The organism is Paenibacillus sp. B1-35, from assembly GCF_050474385.1.
Classification (GTDB): Bacteria; Bacillota; Bacilli; order Paenibacillales; family Paenibacillaceae; genus Paenibacillus_B; species Paenibacillus_B alvei.
The window spans coordinates 24,469-42,525 of sequence record NZ_JBCHVJ010000002.1; the positions used below are offsets into that span (position 1 = coordinate 24,469).

General features: G+C 47.6%; 14 protein-coding genes. 12 read left to right on the top strand and 2 right to left on the bottom strand.

Annotated features, from left to right (window positions below; all coding sequences use genetic code 11):
* Nucleotide 1: 1 nt before the first annotated feature.
* Nucleotides 2-1,690 carry a stage V sporulation protein B gene (gene spoVB, locus ACQ5BJ_RS07610; protein WP_430110293.1) on the bottom strand — a complete coding sequence of 563 codons (1,689 nt, stop codon included), beginning with the start codon at nt 1,688-1,690 and terminating at the stop codon, nt 2-4.
* A 127-nt stretch (nt 1,691-1,817) separates the two neighbouring features.
* On the opposite strand from spoVB, the gene ACQ5BJ_RS07615 reads away from it, so the two are divergent.
* The 6 genes from ACQ5BJ_RS07615 to ACQ5BJ_RS07640 all read left to right on the top strand — a co-directional run bounded on the left by ACQ5BJ_RS07615 (nt 1,818) and on the right by ACQ5BJ_RS07640 (nt 8,464).
* Entirely contained in the window at nt 1,818-2,075 is a 258-nt protein-coding gene (locus tag ACQ5BJ_RS07615; protein WP_005547446.1) for a post-transcriptional regulator, read from the top strand.
* Between the two features lie 104 nt (nt 2,076-2,179).
* Complete coding sequence (gene secD / locus ACQ5BJ_RS07620; protein WP_005547448.1) at nt 2,180-3,460, top strand: protein translocase subunit SecD; 1,281 nt, start codon at nt 2,180-2,182, stop codon at nt 3,458-3,460.
* The gene (gene secF / locus ACQ5BJ_RS07625; protein ID WP_005547451.1) at nt 3,450-4,361 is read left to right on the top strand and encodes a protein translocase subunit SecF; all 912 of its coding nucleotides are present in this window, start codon (nt 3,450-3,452) and stop codon (nt 4,359-4,361) included. The genes secD and secF overlap by 11 nt, the downstream gene beginning before the upstream one ends.
* A gap of 142 nt (nt 4,362-4,503) precedes the next feature.
* Nucleotides 4,504-5,457, top strand: a complete 954-nt coding sequence (locus ACQ5BJ_RS07630; protein ID WP_430110290.1) for a cation diffusion facilitator family transporter — start codon at nt 4,504-4,506, stop codon at nt 5,455-5,457.
* Between the two features lie 19 nt (nt 5,458-5,476).
* Nucleotides 5,477-7,906 (top strand): single-stranded-DNA-specific exonuclease RecJ, encoded by a 2,430-nt coding sequence (recJ, locus tag ACQ5BJ_RS07635; protein WP_268599150.1) that lies wholly within the window; start codon nt 5,477-5,479, stop codon nt 7,904-7,906.
* A gap of 39 nt (nt 7,907-7,945) precedes the next feature.
* A complete protein-coding gene (locus ACQ5BJ_RS07640; RefSeq protein WP_005547456.1) occupies nt 7,946-8,464 on the top strand; it encodes an adenine phosphoribosyltransferase in 519 nt (172 codons plus the stop codon).
* A gap of 99 nt (nt 8,465-8,563) precedes the next feature.
* On the opposite strand, the gene uraA is transcribed toward ACQ5BJ_RS07640, so the two are convergent.
* A complete protein-coding gene (uraA, locus tag ACQ5BJ_RS07645; protein ID WP_005547458.1) occupies nt 8,564-9,826 on the bottom strand; it encodes a uracil permease in 1,263 nt (420 codons plus the stop codon).
* A gap of 356 nt (nt 9,827-10,182) precedes the next feature.
* Between uraA and ACQ5BJ_RS07650 the strand changes: the two genes are divergently transcribed.
* The 6 genes from ACQ5BJ_RS07650 to ACQ5BJ_RS07675 all read left to right on the top strand — a co-directional run bounded on the left by ACQ5BJ_RS07650 (nt 10,183) and on the right by ACQ5BJ_RS07675 (nt 18,049).
* On the top strand, nt 10,183-12,363 hold the full coding sequence (locus ACQ5BJ_RS07650; protein ID WP_430110382.1) for a RelA/SpoT family protein: 2,181 nt from the start codon (nt 10,183-10,185) through the stop codon (nt 12,361-12,363).
* A 168-nt stretch (nt 12,364-12,531) separates the two neighbouring features.
* Nucleotides 12,532-12,978, top strand: coding sequence for a D-aminoacyl-tRNA deacylase (dtd, locus tag ACQ5BJ_RS07655; RefSeq protein WP_430110286.1), 447 nt, complete (start codon nt 12,532-12,534; stop codon nt 12,976-12,978).
* A 73-nt stretch (nt 12,979-13,051) separates the two neighbouring features.
* Nucleotides 13,052-13,195, top strand: coding sequence for a hypothetical protein (locus tag ACQ5BJ_RS07660; protein WP_005547463.1), 144 nt, complete (start codon nt 13,052-13,054; stop codon nt 13,193-13,195).
* Nucleotides 13,196-13,900: 705 nt separating this feature from the next.
* On the top strand, nt 13,901-15,151 hold the full coding sequence (gene hisS, locus ACQ5BJ_RS07665; RefSeq protein WP_430110283.1) for a histidine--tRNA ligase: 1,251 nt from the start codon (nt 13,901-13,903) through the stop codon (nt 15,149-15,151).
* A gap of 60 nt (nt 15,152-15,211) precedes the next feature.
* Nucleotides 15,212-17,020, top strand: a complete 1,809-nt coding sequence (aspS, locus tag ACQ5BJ_RS07670) for an aspartate--tRNA ligase (protein WP_268620193.1) — start codon at nt 15,212-15,214, stop codon at nt 17,018-17,020.
* Between the two features lie 285 nt (nt 17,021-17,305).
* A complete protein-coding gene (locus ACQ5BJ_RS07675; RefSeq protein ID WP_430110379.1) occupies nt 17,306-18,049 on the top strand; it encodes a tRNA threonylcarbamoyladenosine dehydratase in 744 nt (247 codons plus the stop codon).
* The last annotated feature ends 8 nt before the right edge of the window (nt 18,050-18,057 follow it).

The window sequence follows — 18,057 nt, forward strand, 5'->3', positions numbered from 1 at the left end:
CTTATTTCGGATCGAGCTTAGCTGGAAAGAATCGACGAAAGATCGGGAAACGGGCAATATCGCTGCGGTTAATTAATTTCATTAGTATGAGCAGTAAAATATAAACAATAATCCCAACTATGCATGAAAGAATAAACCGAAGCAAAATATGCTCATCCGTAGAGCTGGACAAATGGATATAAACGGCTTGGATACAACCAGCAGTAATCACCATCGCGGCTCCAACCTTAATAAAGTCCATCCAGGGAAGCTTAAGGCCGATATGACGAACTACACTGAATGCATGTAAAGTTGTAACGACAACGATATTCACATTAATGGCAATGACCGCGCCTGTTATGCCGAGTTGTGGATTTGAGGCAAGCCATAGAATTAGCCCAATTTTAAGGATGGCTCCTATAAATGTATTGACGAGAGCTGTTCCAGGGCGCTCCAATGCTTGGAGAGCAGCTTGAAGCGGCGCCTGCAAATAAATGAAAATGGCAACAGGGGCCATCCATTTCAGCATAGGGGCAACTGTTGCGTCATTGTAAAGCAGAGCGCACAAGGGAACGGCCAGTACGAACATAACAACGGCAAAAGGAGCTCCGCTTACAAGTGCAAGCCGAACGGCTTGATGAATACGCTTCTGGATCGTAATGGTATCATTGCGGCCCAACGCCTCAGATAAGGCGGGAACGAGTGACACGGCAAGAGAATAAGTAAGGGCTCCCGGCAATGTTAGGATAGGAATAATCATACCTTGAAGCGCCCCGTATTGGGCAGTGGCAATTGCGGTAATGACACCAGCGGCAGCGAGGCTGCGTGCGATCGTGATCGATTCCAATAAATATGACAGAGATCCGACGAGCTTTCCTCCTGTAACAGGGAGGGTAATTTGCAACAAGCGTCGAAGGACGTTTGGCGGAGGGGCAGTTGGTGCATGTCCATTTTTAGCGGGTTTCAAAACCATATCTGTAGGCTCGGATGTACTGTTCGTACTACGTCTCCGAGATGTGTAATACATCCATGCCAGAACTGCAAATCCTCCGATTTCCCCAATCACGACACCTGCCATGGCGCCTGCAGCTGCCCATTCCAAGCCATACGGCAAGCATATATAAGCAAATGCAATAACCGTGAAAATTCGAATAATGGTCTCTACCACCTGAGAGGTTGCGGTTGGTATCATATTCTGCATCCCTTGGAAGTAGCCGCGAAACACGGATGAGGCAGCGATAACGATGATAATCGGAGTCATTACTAAAAACGTATAATACACCCTGCTGTCAGTTAAGACGTGTGTTGTAATCCATGGTGCAAGGATCAGAAGAGCTGCTGAAAATACAATAGAGGCACCAATTGTTATTTTAAGTGCCAATGACAGTATCCGTTTTACCCGCTGCTGATCGCCCACGGCATCTGCTTCGGCGATAAGCTTGGCCACTGCAAGGGGAATCCCACCTGTAATTAGGGTAATGATCACGATTAGGAAAGGGTATCCAAGTTGATAAATACCAACGCCCTCTGCACCGATGATGCGAGGCAGCATAATGCGCGGGATAAATCCTAGGATACGGTTAACAATGCCAGCAGCCAATAAAATAAGTGTGCCTTGAATAAATGTTTGCTTTTGTAAAGTAGATTTTAACAATGGTATCCCTCTTCTCACGCGAACTTCAGCGCATGATTGCCGCCCAATATCATTCATATGCGGTTGTCCACAAACCATACCGGATACATGATAGAGATTTTTCAGCCTTTGGAGCTCAGCGTTAGCAGGAATTTATAAAGGGCAGGTCGAATTATGTCTGACGAGGAGAAGGGAGTTAAGCGGCATGACAGAACTGATTAGTGATGCAGATCGTATTGAGGCAATTGAGCTGTGCTGTGAAAGCAAAGCAGAAGAGCTTCGTCTTATTGGATACGAGCATGTTACCGGAAAAGATGTATGGGAGTGTGTAAGTTCGAAATATGTAAAAAGCGGAAGTGAGCCGGCGCTGCATAAAGTTGTGAATGATATTTTATCGCTGAAAGCAACGCAATTCATGAATTATATGACAATTGCCGCATATCGGGGCTCTCCTTTTTTATAAGGCGAGGCCTTTTTTATGTTTTTTGCCATGACTCTTAAAATTGACTCGAAAAATAAGCGCCGATATAATAGGAATATTGAATATGAAAGGGGACTAGGGACGATATGAAAAGGGTGATCGCATTCCTGCTCATCGTTGTCGTTTCGCTAGGCGTCATTTTATGGACAAGCCCTTCGATCGTCAACAACATACGTCTTGGACTCGATTTGAAAGGCGGCTTTGAAATATTGTATCAAGCATCGCCGCTTGAGTCGGGTGGGAAAATTACAAATGAGGCGATGAAACAAACGGCAAAGAGCTTGGGTAAGCGTATTGATGCTCAAGGTACTAGCGAACCAGAAATTACGATTGAAGGTTCGGATCGGATTCGCGTCAAGCTGGCCGATGTGAAAAATGAAGAAGAAGTGCGTAAAAAATTGAAGGAACCTTCTGTATTGACGTTCCGCAGCAGCGATGGCTGTAAAAATGCAACGGATTATTGCAAAATTGAGTTGCAAGGTACAGACTTCAAAGAAGGCGGCGCTAGCGTCGTGTTTGATGATTTGCAACGTCCTATCGTAGCAATCAAGCTGAAGGATGCGAAGAAATTCTCTGAGATTACGAAGAGACTTGCTTCACTTGCAGATCCTGACCCTGCTAAAGCCCGCAATCATCTCGCTATTTACATGGACGAGCAAATGATTTCTGATCCTGCTGTCAACTACGAGATTCCAGGTGGCGAAGCAACGATTACGGGTCAACGCACGAATGAAGAAGCAAATGAGCTTCGCGATACGATTAACCTCGGCGCATTGCCGCTGAAGCTGACCGAGAAATATTCGCAAAGTGTAGCTGCTACACTTGGTAAGCTATCGTTGGAACAAACGGTGAAAGCCGGATTGATCGGATCGGCACTCATTCTCGTGTTCATGCTTCTAGTCTACCGTTTGCCAGGGGTAATTGCGAGCTTCTCGCTCATCTTGTTCACGTGGCTTCTGCTCGTGTTGTTCTGGCTGGCTGACATTACATTGACATTGCCGGGGATTGCAGCGTTCATTCTCGGTCTTGGTATGGCAGTCGATGCGAACATTATTACCTATGAACGGATCAAAGAGGAGCTGCGCAGCGGCAAGTCGATTAACTCTGCTCTCAAGGCAGGTTCCAAGAACTCGTTCAGAACGATTATGGATGCGAACGTAACAACCATTATTGCGGGTGTCGTTATGTACATTATGGGTGAAAGCTCTGTTAAAGGCTTTGCACTTATCTTGATGATGACGGTTATCTGCAGTATCTTTACAAACGTATTTTTATCTCGTGTGTTCCTGCATCTGCTTGCGAAATCGAAGCTATTGAGCAAGCCAGGATATTTCGGCGTAAAGGAGAGTGAAATCCGTGCGCTTTAAAGGAACATTCAACTTTGTTCATCAGAGTAAATATTTCTTTATCTTCTCGATCGTGATTACCATTCTCGGTGCGTTGTCTCTATCGATATTCGGATTGAACTATGGTGTTGATTTCAGCTCTGGTACGAATGTGGATATCAACCTGACCAAGAAAATTGAGAAGTCACAGGTGGAAGATCTGCTGAAAACGTATAATTTCAAAAAAGAACCTACGATCACAATGGGGACGGAGCGTATTACCATCCGTTTCACAGAGGTTCTTGATGAACAGCATGAGAAGCAGTTCAAAGCTGATATGAAGAAGCTAGATCAAGGCTCTTCGATGGAAGTCAATACGGTTGATGTAGAAATTGCGCGTGAATTGCAACGTAATGCACTGCTTGCTGTATTGATTGCGAGTATCGGCATTATTATTTATGTCAGCATTCGCTTTGAATGGCGCTTTGCCGTATCTGCGGTAGTCGCCCTGCTGCATGATGCTTTTATGGTTATCAGCTTGTTCTCTATCTTCCGATTGGAGGTCACGCTCCCATTCATTATTGCGGTGCTGACGATTATCGGTTATTCCATTAACGACACGATCGTTATTTTTGACCGGATTCGGGAAAACTTGCGGTTCTCAAAGATCAAGAGCATGGACGACTTGGCTCACTTGGTAAATGATAGTATTTACCAAACGCTGACCCGTTCCATCAACACGGTATTGACCGTATTGGTAACGGCGCTCTGTTTGTTCATCTTCGGCAGTGAGTCTATTCGGATGTTCTCACTTGCGATCTTGTTCGGACTCGGCTTTGGTGCTTACTCCTCTATCTTCATTGCGAGCCCATTGTGGGTCGTACTAAAGAACAAGGAAAACAAGAAGCCAAAAGCTGCTGCTAAACCGCAGGAAGCGAAGTAATGCGTTAAGAACCCATTTGTTTTTCTTTTCTCTCATAATCTGGAGTTAAGAAACATACGATAAAGCCGCGTCCGTTTGTGACGCGGTTTTGGCGTTGTGTAAGCCGCCATGATCACTATGATGACCAAACGAGGGATGCTGCATGTCTACTGATCGATTTGCCAAGGCGGAGATGGGAGCCTGGGTAGGAATTATCGGGAACATCTTATTAGCTGGAGTCAAGGGAATTGCTGGTTTTTTTTCCGGGAGTCAGGCGCTGATCGCAGATGCTTTTCATTCCGCCTCAGATGTAGCAGGCTCATTTGCTGTTCTAGTCGGCTTGAAGGCGGCTAAGCGGCCTCCAGACAAGGATCATCCGTATGGTCACGGGAAAGCCGAAACGATTGCTGCGATAGTAGTATCGGTATTGCTATTAGTTGTCGGCATCGAATTAGCTATTTCGGCAGTGAAGTCCATATGGCATGGGAGTGTCGTCGTGCCGGAATGGTATGCACTAGCAGCTATTATTTTGTCTATTGCAGTGAAGGAAGGCATGTTCCAATATAAATTCCGATTAGGAAAGCGATTGTCTTCGCAGGCACTGATTGCCAATGCATGGGAGCATCGCTCCGATGTATATTCATCCATAGCAGCGCTGGCTGGTGTTGCCGCAGCGATGATAGGCGGGAAGCTGGGAATCGGCTGGTTGCTGTATATGGATCCGGTGGCAGGCGCTGTAGTGGCTCTGCTTGTCCTGAGAATGGGTTATCGGCTTGTGCTTGATTCCATACACTCGACAATGGATCATGTGCTGCATGACGAAGATGCGAATCCGCTCATTCGTGCCGTGCAGTCAGTCGATGGGGTCATAACTATCGATGAGCTGCGGGCCCGTGAGCATGGGCATTACGTCATTGTAGATGTCAAAATTAGCGTCAATCCTCGCTTGACTGTGGCGGAAGGACATACAGTCGCCAAGCGAGTCAAAAAACATTTAATGCAGCGGTTTATTCATGTGGCAGATGTATTCGTGCATGTGAATCCATTTGATCCCGGATTCCCTTATCGACCACAGGAAGCGCGTGTCGGCGAGGATACATCCACATTGCTGCAATAAGGAATAAAGGAGAGAAGGAATGCTTCATCCACGTTCACGGTGGATTTGCGCGGAAACGTCAGACGAGCGTGTGAGTCAATTAGCCGAAGAGGCCAACATTTCACCATTGCTGGCTCGTATGATGGTCGTACGCGGGATTGACACTGCGGAGCAGATCCATCAGTTTTTATATGCTGATGTCAACCACCTGCATGACCCGTTCCTCATGGCAGGGATGGTAGAAGCGGTGGAACGGATACAACGGGCGCTGAAAAACGGGGAGAAAATCCGAATTTATGGCGATTATGATGCGGACGGCGTATCGAGCACCTCGCTCATGATTTTTCTCATGAGGGAGCTAAAGGCGAACTTTGATTATTATATCCCGCACCGTGCCAATGAAGGCTACGGACTGAACAATGGGGCGATTGATGATGCGAAGGCGCAAGGCTGTACGCTTATCGTCACGGTAGATACCGGAATAAGCGCTGTTGAGCAGGTGGCTTATGCAAAGGAGCTTGGCATCGATGTCGTCATAACGGATCATCACGAGCCTCCTGAGCAGCTGCCTGAAGCATACGCTCTCGTTAACCCTAAGCTTCCGTATTGCCCTTACCCATTTAAGGGACTGGCAGGTGTAGGTGTTGCCTTCAAGCTGGCGCATGCGCTTATAGGCGAGGTGCCGCAGCAATGGCTGGAGCTTGTTGCTATTGGGACGGTAGCCGACTTAATGCCGCTGCTTGGAGAAAACCGGGTCATTTTACAAGAAGCGCTGAATCGCATGAAGCGATCGCAATATGCGGGCATTCGCGCCTTGATGACAATTGGAGCGATAGATCCGAAAGATGTAACATCGACAAGCATTGCCTTCTCGATGGCTCCGCGCATTAATGCAAGCGGCCGGCTCGATCACGCGGATATTGCAGTGCAGCTATTGACGGCTGATGATGACGAGACGGCTATTGCTTATGCAACGGAACTGGATCGATTGAATAAGGAGCGTCAGAAGATCGTCGAAAGCATCGTGAAGGAAGCAGAGGTGCTGCTGTCAGAGAAAATGGCAGATACGGGAGAAATTCCGAATGTTATCGTTCTTGCAGCAGAAGGCTGGAATGTCGGGGTTATCGGCATTGTCGCTTCCAAAATAGTTGAAAGATACTATCGGCCTACCTTCGTGCTTGGGATTGATGAAGAATCTGGTTTATGCAAGGGATCGGCTCGCTCAATTGCAGGTTTTGATTTGTATGAAGCGATGACAGATTGCGCAGAAGTGTTCGAACATTTTGGCGGACACCAAGCTGCTGCTGGCATGACGCTGCATCGAGACCGACTGTCTGCGCTGGAGGAGAGCTTGAACCAGATGGCGGCGGATAAGCTGACGGAAGAGGACTATATTCCTTGCACGGAAGTCGATGCGGAATGTGAACTTGCAGATGTGCCGCTGGAAGTCATTGAACAGCTAGACCGTCTTGCTCCATTTGGAATGGGCAATCCTAGTCCCCGTGTGGTCATTCGCAACGCGGTAGTGCGTGACAAGCGCACAATGGGGAAAGAAGGACAACATTTAAAGTTGATGTTAGGCAAAGAGCGTGCTACATTGGATGCGGTGGCTTTTCACAAAGGGGCACTGTCTCACCGAATTGCCACTGATGTACAAGCTGATGTGCTTGGGGAGCTGTCAATCAATGAATGGAATGGACAGCGCAAGCCACAGCTGATGATGCAGGATATCCGCATCACGAAACGACAGCTATTCGATCACCGATCGACAGCACGTCCGCTTGAATCGGCGATAGAGCTGGCAAGAACATTGGAGCAGGATGAACCGCAAACTAGCGCACTGCTCATGACACGGGAACAAGCAGGTGTATATGCCGCCGAACCGTTCGTGTGGCTATACAGTGATGAATTAGAAGGGCCAACTGTAATACCGAGCTCTTGGGGATGGACAGCGGATAAATCGATGCTCGGGAATATGTCTAAGCATATTCATGAGTTGGTGCTGTGCAGCATCCCTCCATCCGAGTGGGAGTTGAAGCGGCTGGCGGAGCAGCTCCCGAACGTAGGCAGAATATATGCCATTCTCCCTCGACAGCCGGAAGGCGGACGACTGTTCACGCCAAGCCGTGATCGAATGGGCTACGCATATACCGAGCTCAAGCGGATCGGCTCTTGGAATATGGAGAAGTCCACACAGTCTTCGCTTGTGAAGCGATTGCGCATGAATGAACGAGAACTGCTGATGCTGATGGAGGTGTTCAAGGAATTGGACTTTATTACATGTACATCTTCTACGCACAATACCGTTTACAGCATTGTACAGCAGCCGAACCGTACATCACTTGAACAATCACAGCGCTATCAGGATTGGATGACCGCAGCTGCATGGGAAAGTCGCTGGTATGAGCCGGTTACTGAAGAATTGGCAGCATGGCTATGGTCATATTGGGATGAAGCGCGTTACAAGTAACGATATTTAAGTTGGATGATTATGAAGGAGGATTTTTACATGGAAGAATTAAAACAGTATATTCGGGTGATTCCTGATTTCCCGCAGCCAGGCATCAGCTTCAAGGATATTACGACATTGCTCAAGGACGGTCAAGCATACAAGAAGACAATTGAAGCGATGCATGAACTCGTAAAGGACAAACAAGTTGATCTCGTAGCAGGACCAGAAGCTCGCGGCTTCGTAGTAGGCGCTCCATTGGCGTTGTCTATCGGTGCTGGCTTCATTCCGATTCGTAAAAGCGGCAAGCTTCCGGGTGAGACAATTGAGGTTGGCTATGATCTGGAGTATGGCAAGGATAAGCTGGCTATGCACAAAGACGCGATTCAGCCTGGCCAAAAAGTGCTCATCGCTGATGATCTGCTTGCGACAGGCGGAACAATCAAATCGTCGATCGACCTTGTTCGTCAATTGGGCGGGGAAGTGGTTGGTGCAGTTTTCTTGATTGAGCTCAGTCATTTGAACGGCCGTGAAAAATTGGGCGAGGATATCGACATTATTTCTCTTGTGAAATATTAATATGCATAACTGACAAAAAAGTCATAAAAATCCCCTTGTTACCTTCTTCATCCGTTACAGGATGGAGATTTGGTGAGCAAGGGGATTTTTGCATTCATATTATTCGTTAGACAGATGCAGCTTGTCCAAAATGATGAAGAACACGTTCAGTACGATCGCGAGCACAGTTGCAAGCGCCATCCCTTTCAATTCTACAGCACCGAACTGTAGCTTGGCACCGCTGATACCGATGACAATGACGAGTGTTGTTAGCAGCAGGTTTTTCGGCTTGCTGAAGTCAACCTTCGAGTCCACCAGAACGCGGAGACCTGATGCGGCAATGACCCCGAACAAGAGCAGGGAAACGCCGCCCATAACGGGAACTGGAATGTTCGCAATTAGTGCGGATACATTGCCGAAAAACGACAGGATTACCGCAAATACAGCAGCGCCGCCGATAACCCAGACCGAATAGACGCGAGTCAGCGCCATAACGCCGATATTTTCACCGTATGTTGTATTTGGTGTAGAACCGAAGAATCCGGAAATGACCGTCGATATTCCGTTGCCAAGCAAGGAGCGGTGCAGACCAGGCTCCTTGGATAAGTCTTTGCCAACAATGTTGCTCGTTACCATCAAGTGACCGATATGCTCCACGACAACGACGAGCGCTGCTGGAACGATAGTAAGTATGGCAGTCATATTCCATTCTGGAGTTGTAATCGTAGGCAGTGAGATAAATGATGCTTCAACGACCTTATCCATATTCACGTAGCCCATAAAGTAAGCTGATACATAACCAGAAATAATGCCGATCAGTATCGGGATTATTTTGAAAAATCCACGGAACATGACATTGCCGATTACGGTTACACCCAATGTGATCAATGCGAGCGTTACCGCTTTTCCATCCAACGCGGCATCTGGGCCCGCAGGAATGAAGCCAGACATGTTTGCTGCAACCGGCACAAGTTCCAATCCGATAACCGCAACAATGGCGCCCATCGCTGCAGGGGGGAACAATACGTCAAGCCAGCGGGTGCCTGCCATTTTGACAATGAGGGACACCAGGATAAATATAATGCCCGATACGATAAAGCCGCCCAATGCTTGCGCATAGTTCTCCGCATGACCAGCGAGAACAACTAAGACCGGCGAAATGAAGGCGAAGCTGGATCCCAAATAAGCGGGAATCATACCGCGGCACAGTATGAGATAGAATAATGTGCCTAGCCCGTTCATCAGCAGCACAATCCCTGGATCGACTCCGAACAGGTTAGGTACGAGCACGGTTGAGCCGAACATGGCGAACAAATGTTGAATGCTTAGCAGCAGTCCTGGAGCGAAGCCAGGTTTTTCATGCACTTGAATTTCGCGTTGCAAGCGAATGCACTCCTTTTTCAGATATGTAGTTGTGATAGGGACGGGTTTTACAATCAATGTTCAAAAGTTTGTGATCAAAATGGACTTTTTGAACTACCGCTTACAGACCCAACTATATAATTTACAGGTTAAGGCCCCTTCATTTCAACAACATTTTACTCGTTTTGCATAAAAAAACGTCAAATGCCCATAAAATTCGAGAATAATCTACAAATTTCGACATATATAAGCAAGATCTATGAACGATGAAGATCGGAAACCATTGACGAGTGACACCGAATAAAGGCATAATTATAGGATACTCTGTAATCTAGGGGAGGTGCCCCCGGATGAAGAAAGGAACCGAGTCGACTCCAATGGGTATCGAGCAATTAATTGAGAAAGCTGCGACCTATATGAAAGAACCGGATCTCGATCGCATCCGCGAAGCATACGATTTTGCGGACAAAGCGCATACCGGACAAGTCCGGAAATCTGGTGAACCTTATATATTGCATCCGCTGGCTGTTGCAGACATTGTCGTAGGCATGCAGATGGATCCTACCTCTGTCGTTGCCGCCTTGCTGCATGATGTCGTCGAGGATACATCCGTATCCCTGGAGGAAGTGCGTGCTAAATTCGGGGAAACATGCGCGATGCTCGTTGACGGGCTGACGAAGCTGGAACGCATTCAATTCCGCTCCAAAGAAGAGCAGCAAAATGAAAACTATCGCAAAATGTTCGTAGCTATGGCGAATGATATTCGAGTCATCGTGATTAAGCTTGCGGACAGACTCCATAATATGAGAACGCTCAAATATCAGTCGGAGGAAAGTCAGCGTCGGATTGCATACGAAACGCTGGAAATCTTTTGTCCGATTGCGCATCGTCTCGGTATTTCCGCGATCAAATGGGAGATGGAGGACATTGCGCTTCGATATTTGAATCCGCAGCAGTATTATCGCATTGCCAATTTGATGCATAAGAAGCGGGCAGAGCGAGAGCAATATATTTCGGATGTCATTTCCCGAATTAAGGAAAAGCTTGATGAGATGGGCATTACGGCTGACTTGTCTGGACGTCCAAAACATATTTATAGTGTGTACAAAAAAATGACGGCGAAGAGCAAGCAATTTAATGAAATCTATGACTTGCTTGCGATTCGAATTATCGTCGACAATATTAAAGACTGTTACGCGACCTTGGGGATTATCCACACATTGTGGAAGCCGATGCCGGGTCGCTTCAAAGATTATATTGCGATGCCGAAGACGAATATGTACCAATCCTTGCATACCACGGTCATTGGGCCTACGGGCGAGCCAACAGAAGTGCAGATTCGCACCTGGGATATGCACCGTACGGCTGAGTATGGTATCGCGGCTCACTGGGCTTACAAAGAAGGCAATGGTACGATTGGCGGCAGCTTTGAAGAGAAGATGCACTTCCTGCGTGAGATCTTGGATTTGCAGCAGGAAACCAAGGATGCTCAGGAATTTGTTGAGTCGCTTAAAATGGATTTCTTCTCAGATCTCGTATTCGTATTTACGCCTAAGGGGGAAGTCATTGAGCTTCCTGCCGGATCTGTACCGCTTGATTTTGCATTCCGTATCCATACAGAGGTCGGAAATCGGACAATCGGTGCGAAGGTGAATGGGCGGATTGTACCGCTAGATCATCAGCTAAAGACCGGAGATATTGTTGAAATCTTGACTTCGAAGCATTCCTATGGGCCTAGCCCAGACTGGATTAAGATTGCCCAGTCCTCACATGCGCGCTCGAAGATTAAGCAGTGGTTCAAGAAGGAGAAGCGGGAAGAAAATGTGCAGAAGGGCCGGGAAGCGATTGAGCGTGAGCTGAAGCGTCTTGGACTCGAGCCATTCGTATGGATGTGCGATGAGAAGCTGATGGAAGCAGCTAAGAAATTCAACTTCAACGATATTGAGGATATGATGTCTGCTGTCGGTTTCAGTGGGATAACTGCAGCGCAGGTCTGTACGCGTATGACAGAGAAGATGCGCAAAGAGGCCGAGGAAGCAAATCAGATTGAATTGACGCATGAAGTGAAGGAAGTGAAGAAGGAGCCGGTTCGCAAACATCGGCCGACTCACGGAATTACGGTCAAGGGCATCGATAATCTTCTTGTCCGCTTTGCAAGATGCTGCAATCCTGTGCCGGGTGATGACATTGTAGGTTATGTAACCCGGGGGAGAGGCGTATCCGTTCATCGTGCGGATTGCGTGAACGTCGTATCGACAACCGACGGCGAAGACGCTGCGCGCATGATTGATGTAGAGTGGGGAGAGTCTGCTGAGGCGAACTACAGTGTCGATATTGAAATAACAGGCATGGATCGTCGCGGCTTCCTGAATGAAGTGCTGCAGGCTGTGTCGGAAAGCAAGACAAATATTGCGGCGGTATCCGGTCGTTCTGACCGCAATAAGCTGGCAATGATTCATATGACAATTTTGATTCGGAATACGGATCATTTGCAATCTGTAGTGGAGAAGGTTAAACGAGTAAAAGATGTATATACGGTGCAGCGAATTATGCAATAATTCGCTGCCTTTTTGTCATGTAGGGGAAGTTGACATTGCGCAGACAAACTGTGATGCATCTGCAAGATGAACAGGTAAGCCAAGCGATGAAATTGCTTCGATAGAAGTTATTTGGTCAGAACAGTATTCGGTTGGCATTGTATGGCGGAATTACAAGGAGGAAGCGATATGAAGGTAGTGGTGCAGCGCTGTAAAGAGGCGCGTGTAGATGTTGACGGAGTAACGGTTGGCCGAATTGAGCATGGATTAATGCTGCTAGTTGGTATTACTCATGAAGATACAGAGCGTGATATCGAATGGATGGCGGAAAAATTAGCAGGTCTTCGTATTTTTGAAGATGAAACGGGGAAAATGAACAGCTCTGTGCAGGACGTAGACGGCAAAATTTTGTCGGTGTCGCAGTTTACATTGTACGGGGATTGCCGGAAGGGCAGGCGTCCTAACTTTATGGCAGCGGCTCGTCCTGAGCAGGCAGAACCCATGTATGATTCGTTCAATGAGCGCCTTCGCACGCTTGGCTTAGAGGTTGCGACAGGGAAGTTCGGTGCTATGATGGACGTGCATTTAATCAATGATGGGCCGGTTACGCTTGTCCTCGACAGTCGCTCTGAATAACAGCTTCCTGGCTGGCTATACTAGGACTGGTACTTATGTACTTATTTGACGTCCTAGGCAGAGGAGCGATTCGATGCGCCAGTCATTGCATCAGTTAGCAATACAGTATAGTTGTTTATCAGGAATGCAATCAATGCGTGAATCCGCTGCGGCATTGCAGCAGGAGGAAGAGCATCGGCAAGCGATGCGTCGGGATGGGGCAGGGGTGAAGCGATAGTGGCCCATGCCCAATTGCAATCTCAGCTTTACTTCTAAACTTCTGGATAATGCACTGTGCCCATTAGAGCGCGTATGCTTTCGGAGGAGATAGAAAAAATAAAGCGCTTTATTTTTTGTAATCTGATTGTAATCTTTGTTTCATGTTTCTTTAACATTGGATACCTATAATAACAGACATGACCCCCTTTTAAAAATATATCTTATTGATAAACCTACAGTGATGTAGGTTTTTTTCTTGACTTTAGCGTGCTACATCATTACAATGTTCTTTATATTCCGACTTTACATGTAAAATGAAAATGATGATTTGATGACAGGAACAAGTAATTCGAACCCACATGTGCAGAGAGAGGTTCCACGGCTGGAAGAACCTTACTGATGGACGGATGAATGACATCCTCGAGAACCTGCGGCGAACGGAAATGCATCGGACTTATCGAACCGAAGCTTTCGTGTTAGGACAATAGTGATGTCCAAATTAGTAGCCGTACGGCGTATGACGTACGTTACACGTGAATGAAGCGTGATCGGAGATTACATCTGTGTGCACATGTTTTTAGAGCACTGATGCTTACGATTGCGGAATGTGGGTGGCACCACGGGTGAATGGAACATACCATCTCTCGTCCCTTTGCAAATGAATCATTTGCGGGGCGGGAGATTTTTTTATTTTACAGACAAAACAATTAGGAGGTTAGCGCTCATGGCATATCAAAAACCTACGGGTACGCAGGATTTGCTGCCAGGGACGGTTGAAATTTGGCAAACGGTCGAGCAAAAAGCTCGGGATATATGCCGCCGCTTTAACTTTAAAGAAATCCGGACTCCGATCTTCGAACAGACTGAGTTGTTTGAGCGCGGAGTTGGTGAAACAACGGATATCGTTGAAAAGGAAATGTATACGTTCCGTGATAAGGGTGACCGCAGCATGACGCTGCGCCCGGAAAATACAGCAGGCGTAGTTCGCTCGTATGTAGAGAACAAGCTGTATGGCGACCCTGACTTGACGAAGCTGTATTACATTGGTCCAATGTTCCGGTATGAACGCCCGCAAGCGGGACGTTATCGCCAGTTCCACCAATTCGGTGTGGAGGCCTTCGGGTCTGTTGATCCTAGCTTAGACGCCGAAATTGTTGCGCTTGGCTATCAGTTTATGAAAGATATTGGCTTAAGCGGTGTACGCGTCGAGATTAATTCTGTCGGCAACGCAACAAGCCGTGCGGCTTACCGCGAGCGCTTGCTCGACTTCCTGATGCCGATGAAGGAGACGCTGTGCAAGGATTGCCAGTCCCGGATGGAGCGTAATCCGCTGCGTGTGCTTGACTGTAAGGTCGATCAGAACAAGTTCACGAATGCACCATCCATTCTAGACAGCTTGGACGAAGAGTGCGCGACACACTTTGAGAAGGTGAAGCAGCATTTAACGGCGATGGGCGTTGATTATGAAGTGAACCACCGTCTTGTACGCGGGTTGGATTACTACACGCATACGGCATTCGAATATAAAGCGCAAGGTATTGGAGCAATTGACACCGTAGGCGGCGGAGGTCGCTACAACGGTCTTGTCTCTGAAATTGGCGGGCCTGAGCAGACAGGTATCGGCTTCGGTATCGGGATGGAGCGAATTGTGCTTCTGCTTGATAAGCAAGGCATTGCCTGCAATGAGCAGCCTCCGCTTGATATTTATCTTGTCGGCTTGGGTGAACAGGCCGAGGATGAGGTGACGAAGGTATTGTACGCATTGCGTACAGCCGGGATTGCCGCCGAGAAGGACTACCAAGGCCGTAAGATGAAGGCGCAAATGAAGTCTGCTGACCGGATGCAGGCTCGATATGCAGGGATTCTCGGCGACGACGAGCTGTCGCGCGGTGAAATCGCATTGAAGAACCTAGCTACTGGCGAGCAGCAGTTCGTGAAGCTGGAAGAATTGGCTGAAGCGATCGTACGAGCTTAACAAGGCTCGATTCCATTCGTTTAATGGACTGACTATATTGAAGTGAGGAGCGTGCATCCTATGATGTACAAAACGCATCAGTGCGGAAAGATTACAAGAGATCAAATTGGTGAAACGGTTACCCTGAATGGTTGGGTACAACGTCGCCGTGACTTGGGAGGCGTATTGTTCATCGATTTGCGCGATAGAAGTGGTCTTGTCCAAATCGTATTTAACCCAGATTTTTCTCAAGAAGCGCATGATATCGCAGATCGTGCTCGCAACGAATATGTGCTTGCTGTACGCGGTACGGTTGTTGAGCGTGATGCTGAAACAGTGAACCCTAACCTGCCAACTGGCGAAGTAGAAGTTCGTGTAACGGAAATTGAAATTTTGAATGCTGCGAAGAATCCACCGTTCTTCATTGAGGACGGTATCGAAATTGATGAATCCCTTCGCTTAAAATATCGTTATTTGGATCTTCGTCGTCCGGAAATGCAGAAGACGCTGATGCTTCGTTCCAAAGCGACGAAAGTATTCCGTGATTTCCTGGAAGAGAATGAATTCATCGATGTAGAAACACCAATCTTGACGATGATCACGCCAGAAGGTGCGCGTGACTACTTGGTACCGAGCCGTGTGCATCCAGGCGAATTCTACGCGCTGCCGCAATCTCCGCAAATCTTTAAGCAGTTGCTTATGGTATCCGGCGTTGAGCGATACTATCAAATTGCGCGCTGCTTCCGCGATGAGGACTTGCGTGCAGACCGTCAGCCAGAATTCACTCAGGTGGACATCGAAACGTCCTTCATGTCTACCGAGCAATTGCACGAGATGATGGAACAATTGATGGTTCGCTTGTTTAAAACAACGGTTGGTGTAGATATCCCTACGCCATTCCAACGCATTACGTATCAAGACGCAATGGAGAAGTACGGTTCCGATAAGCCGGATCTTCGCTTCGGTCTTGAGCTTGTGGATGTGTGCGATATCGTACAAAACAGCGGTGTGAAGGTCTTCGCGTCAGTGATCGAAAAGGGCGGCGTTGTAAAAGTCCTGAATGCCAAAGGCTGCGGAACATGGAGCCGCAAGGACATTGACGATTTGGCGCCGTTTGCAGCACGCTACGGGGCAAAAGGCTTGGCTTGGATTCAAGTGAAGGACGGCGAATTCCGCGGTCCAATCGTGAAGTTCATGAGTGAGGAAGAAATCGCATCCCTTCGTGAGCGTACAGGCGCAGAAGAAGGAGACTTGCTGCTCTTCTCAGCGGACAAGCGTAAAGTCGTATACGATGTGCTCGGCAACCTTCGTCTCTTGATCGGCCGCCGCTTGAATCTGATTGATGACAGTGTGTTCAAGTTCGCTTGGGTTGTTGATTTCCCATTGCTCGGCTATGACGAAGAAGCGAAGCGTTATGTGGCTGAACATCATCCGTTCACACGTCCGAAAGACGAAGACTTGGCATTGTTCGATACAGATCCAGGTCAAATTCGCGCTCAAGCTTATGACCTTGTCTTGAACGGCTATGAAATCGGCGGTGGTTCGATGCGTATTTACAACCGGGATGTACAGGAGAAGATGTTCGCGGCGCTTGGCTTCACACCAGAAGAAGCACAGCAAAAATTCGGATTCTTGATGAATGCCTTTGAATACGGTACGCCTCCGCATGGCGGTATTGCGTTTGGCTTGGATCGTCTCGTAATGCTGCTTGCAGGTCGTACGAACTTGCGTGAAACGATTGCATTCCCGAAAACGGCAAGTGCGACAGACTTGATGACAGATGCGCCTAACGTCGTTGATAAGTCTCAGTTGGACGTATTGCATATTAAGTCGACGTACAAGAAAAAAGAAAAAGAAGAGAAGACACAAGAGAATAACGAAGAGCAATAAGCCGGACGGCTGAAAAGAAGCTGTTAGCACATAACGCCCCTCGCCCGAAATTCCTATCTAGCGGATGCTTGGGCAAGGGGCGTTACGCTATGTTCTTGGGCCTGTCTATGATACGATATAGAGTAGAAGATTAAGCATCTAGGATGCGAACTTGATGCATGATGGCTTTTTGTGCAGAAGAGTGTTGCCATTTGTGCAGAAGTGTGCCAATTGACGGGCAAATTTGCACATGACACGATGCATAAACCATGCATGGATAATGAGACGCAGGAGGAAAAGGACGTTATGCTGCATCAATTTTCACGTACGGAACTTGCGATTGGGCCGGAAGGCTTGGAGAAGCTTAAAAACAGCACAGTCGCCGTTCTAGGAATCGGCGGTGTTGGCTCAATGGCTGCAGAGGCATTGGCACGCACCGGTGTAGGTCGAATTATTCTCATTGATAAAGATACAGTCGATATTACGAACATTAATCGGCAAATTCACGCCTTGACGACTACTGTTGGTCAGAAGAAGGCGGAATTGATGCGTGATCGGATTAAGCTAATCAATCCAGATTGTGATGCGATTGCACTTAACATGTTCTATACGGAAGAAACATACGAAGAACTATTTAAGTATGAACTGGATTATGTTGTCGATGCATCGGATACGATTGTATATAAAATTCACTTGATCAAAGAATGCTTAAAGCGGAAAATACCTATTATTTCCAGCATGGGTGCGGCGAATAAGATGGATCCTTCGCGTTTCCAAGTGGCTGATATTTCGGAGACGTCTTACGACCCGATTGCTCGCGTTATTCGGCAAAAACTGCGTAAGGATGGCATTCGAAAAGGGGTCAAGGTTGTGTTCTCTACAGAGGAGCCAATCAAGCCGCGTGAGGATGTTACGGAGCGCATCGTACCGGATACTGCCCCTGATATTCGCAAGGCGAAGCAGCCACCTTCCAGTAACGCATTTGTGCCGCCAGTGGCTGGGCTTATTATGGTCAGTGTCGTGATCCGCGACATGCTGGCAGATTTGTAATTTGGGTG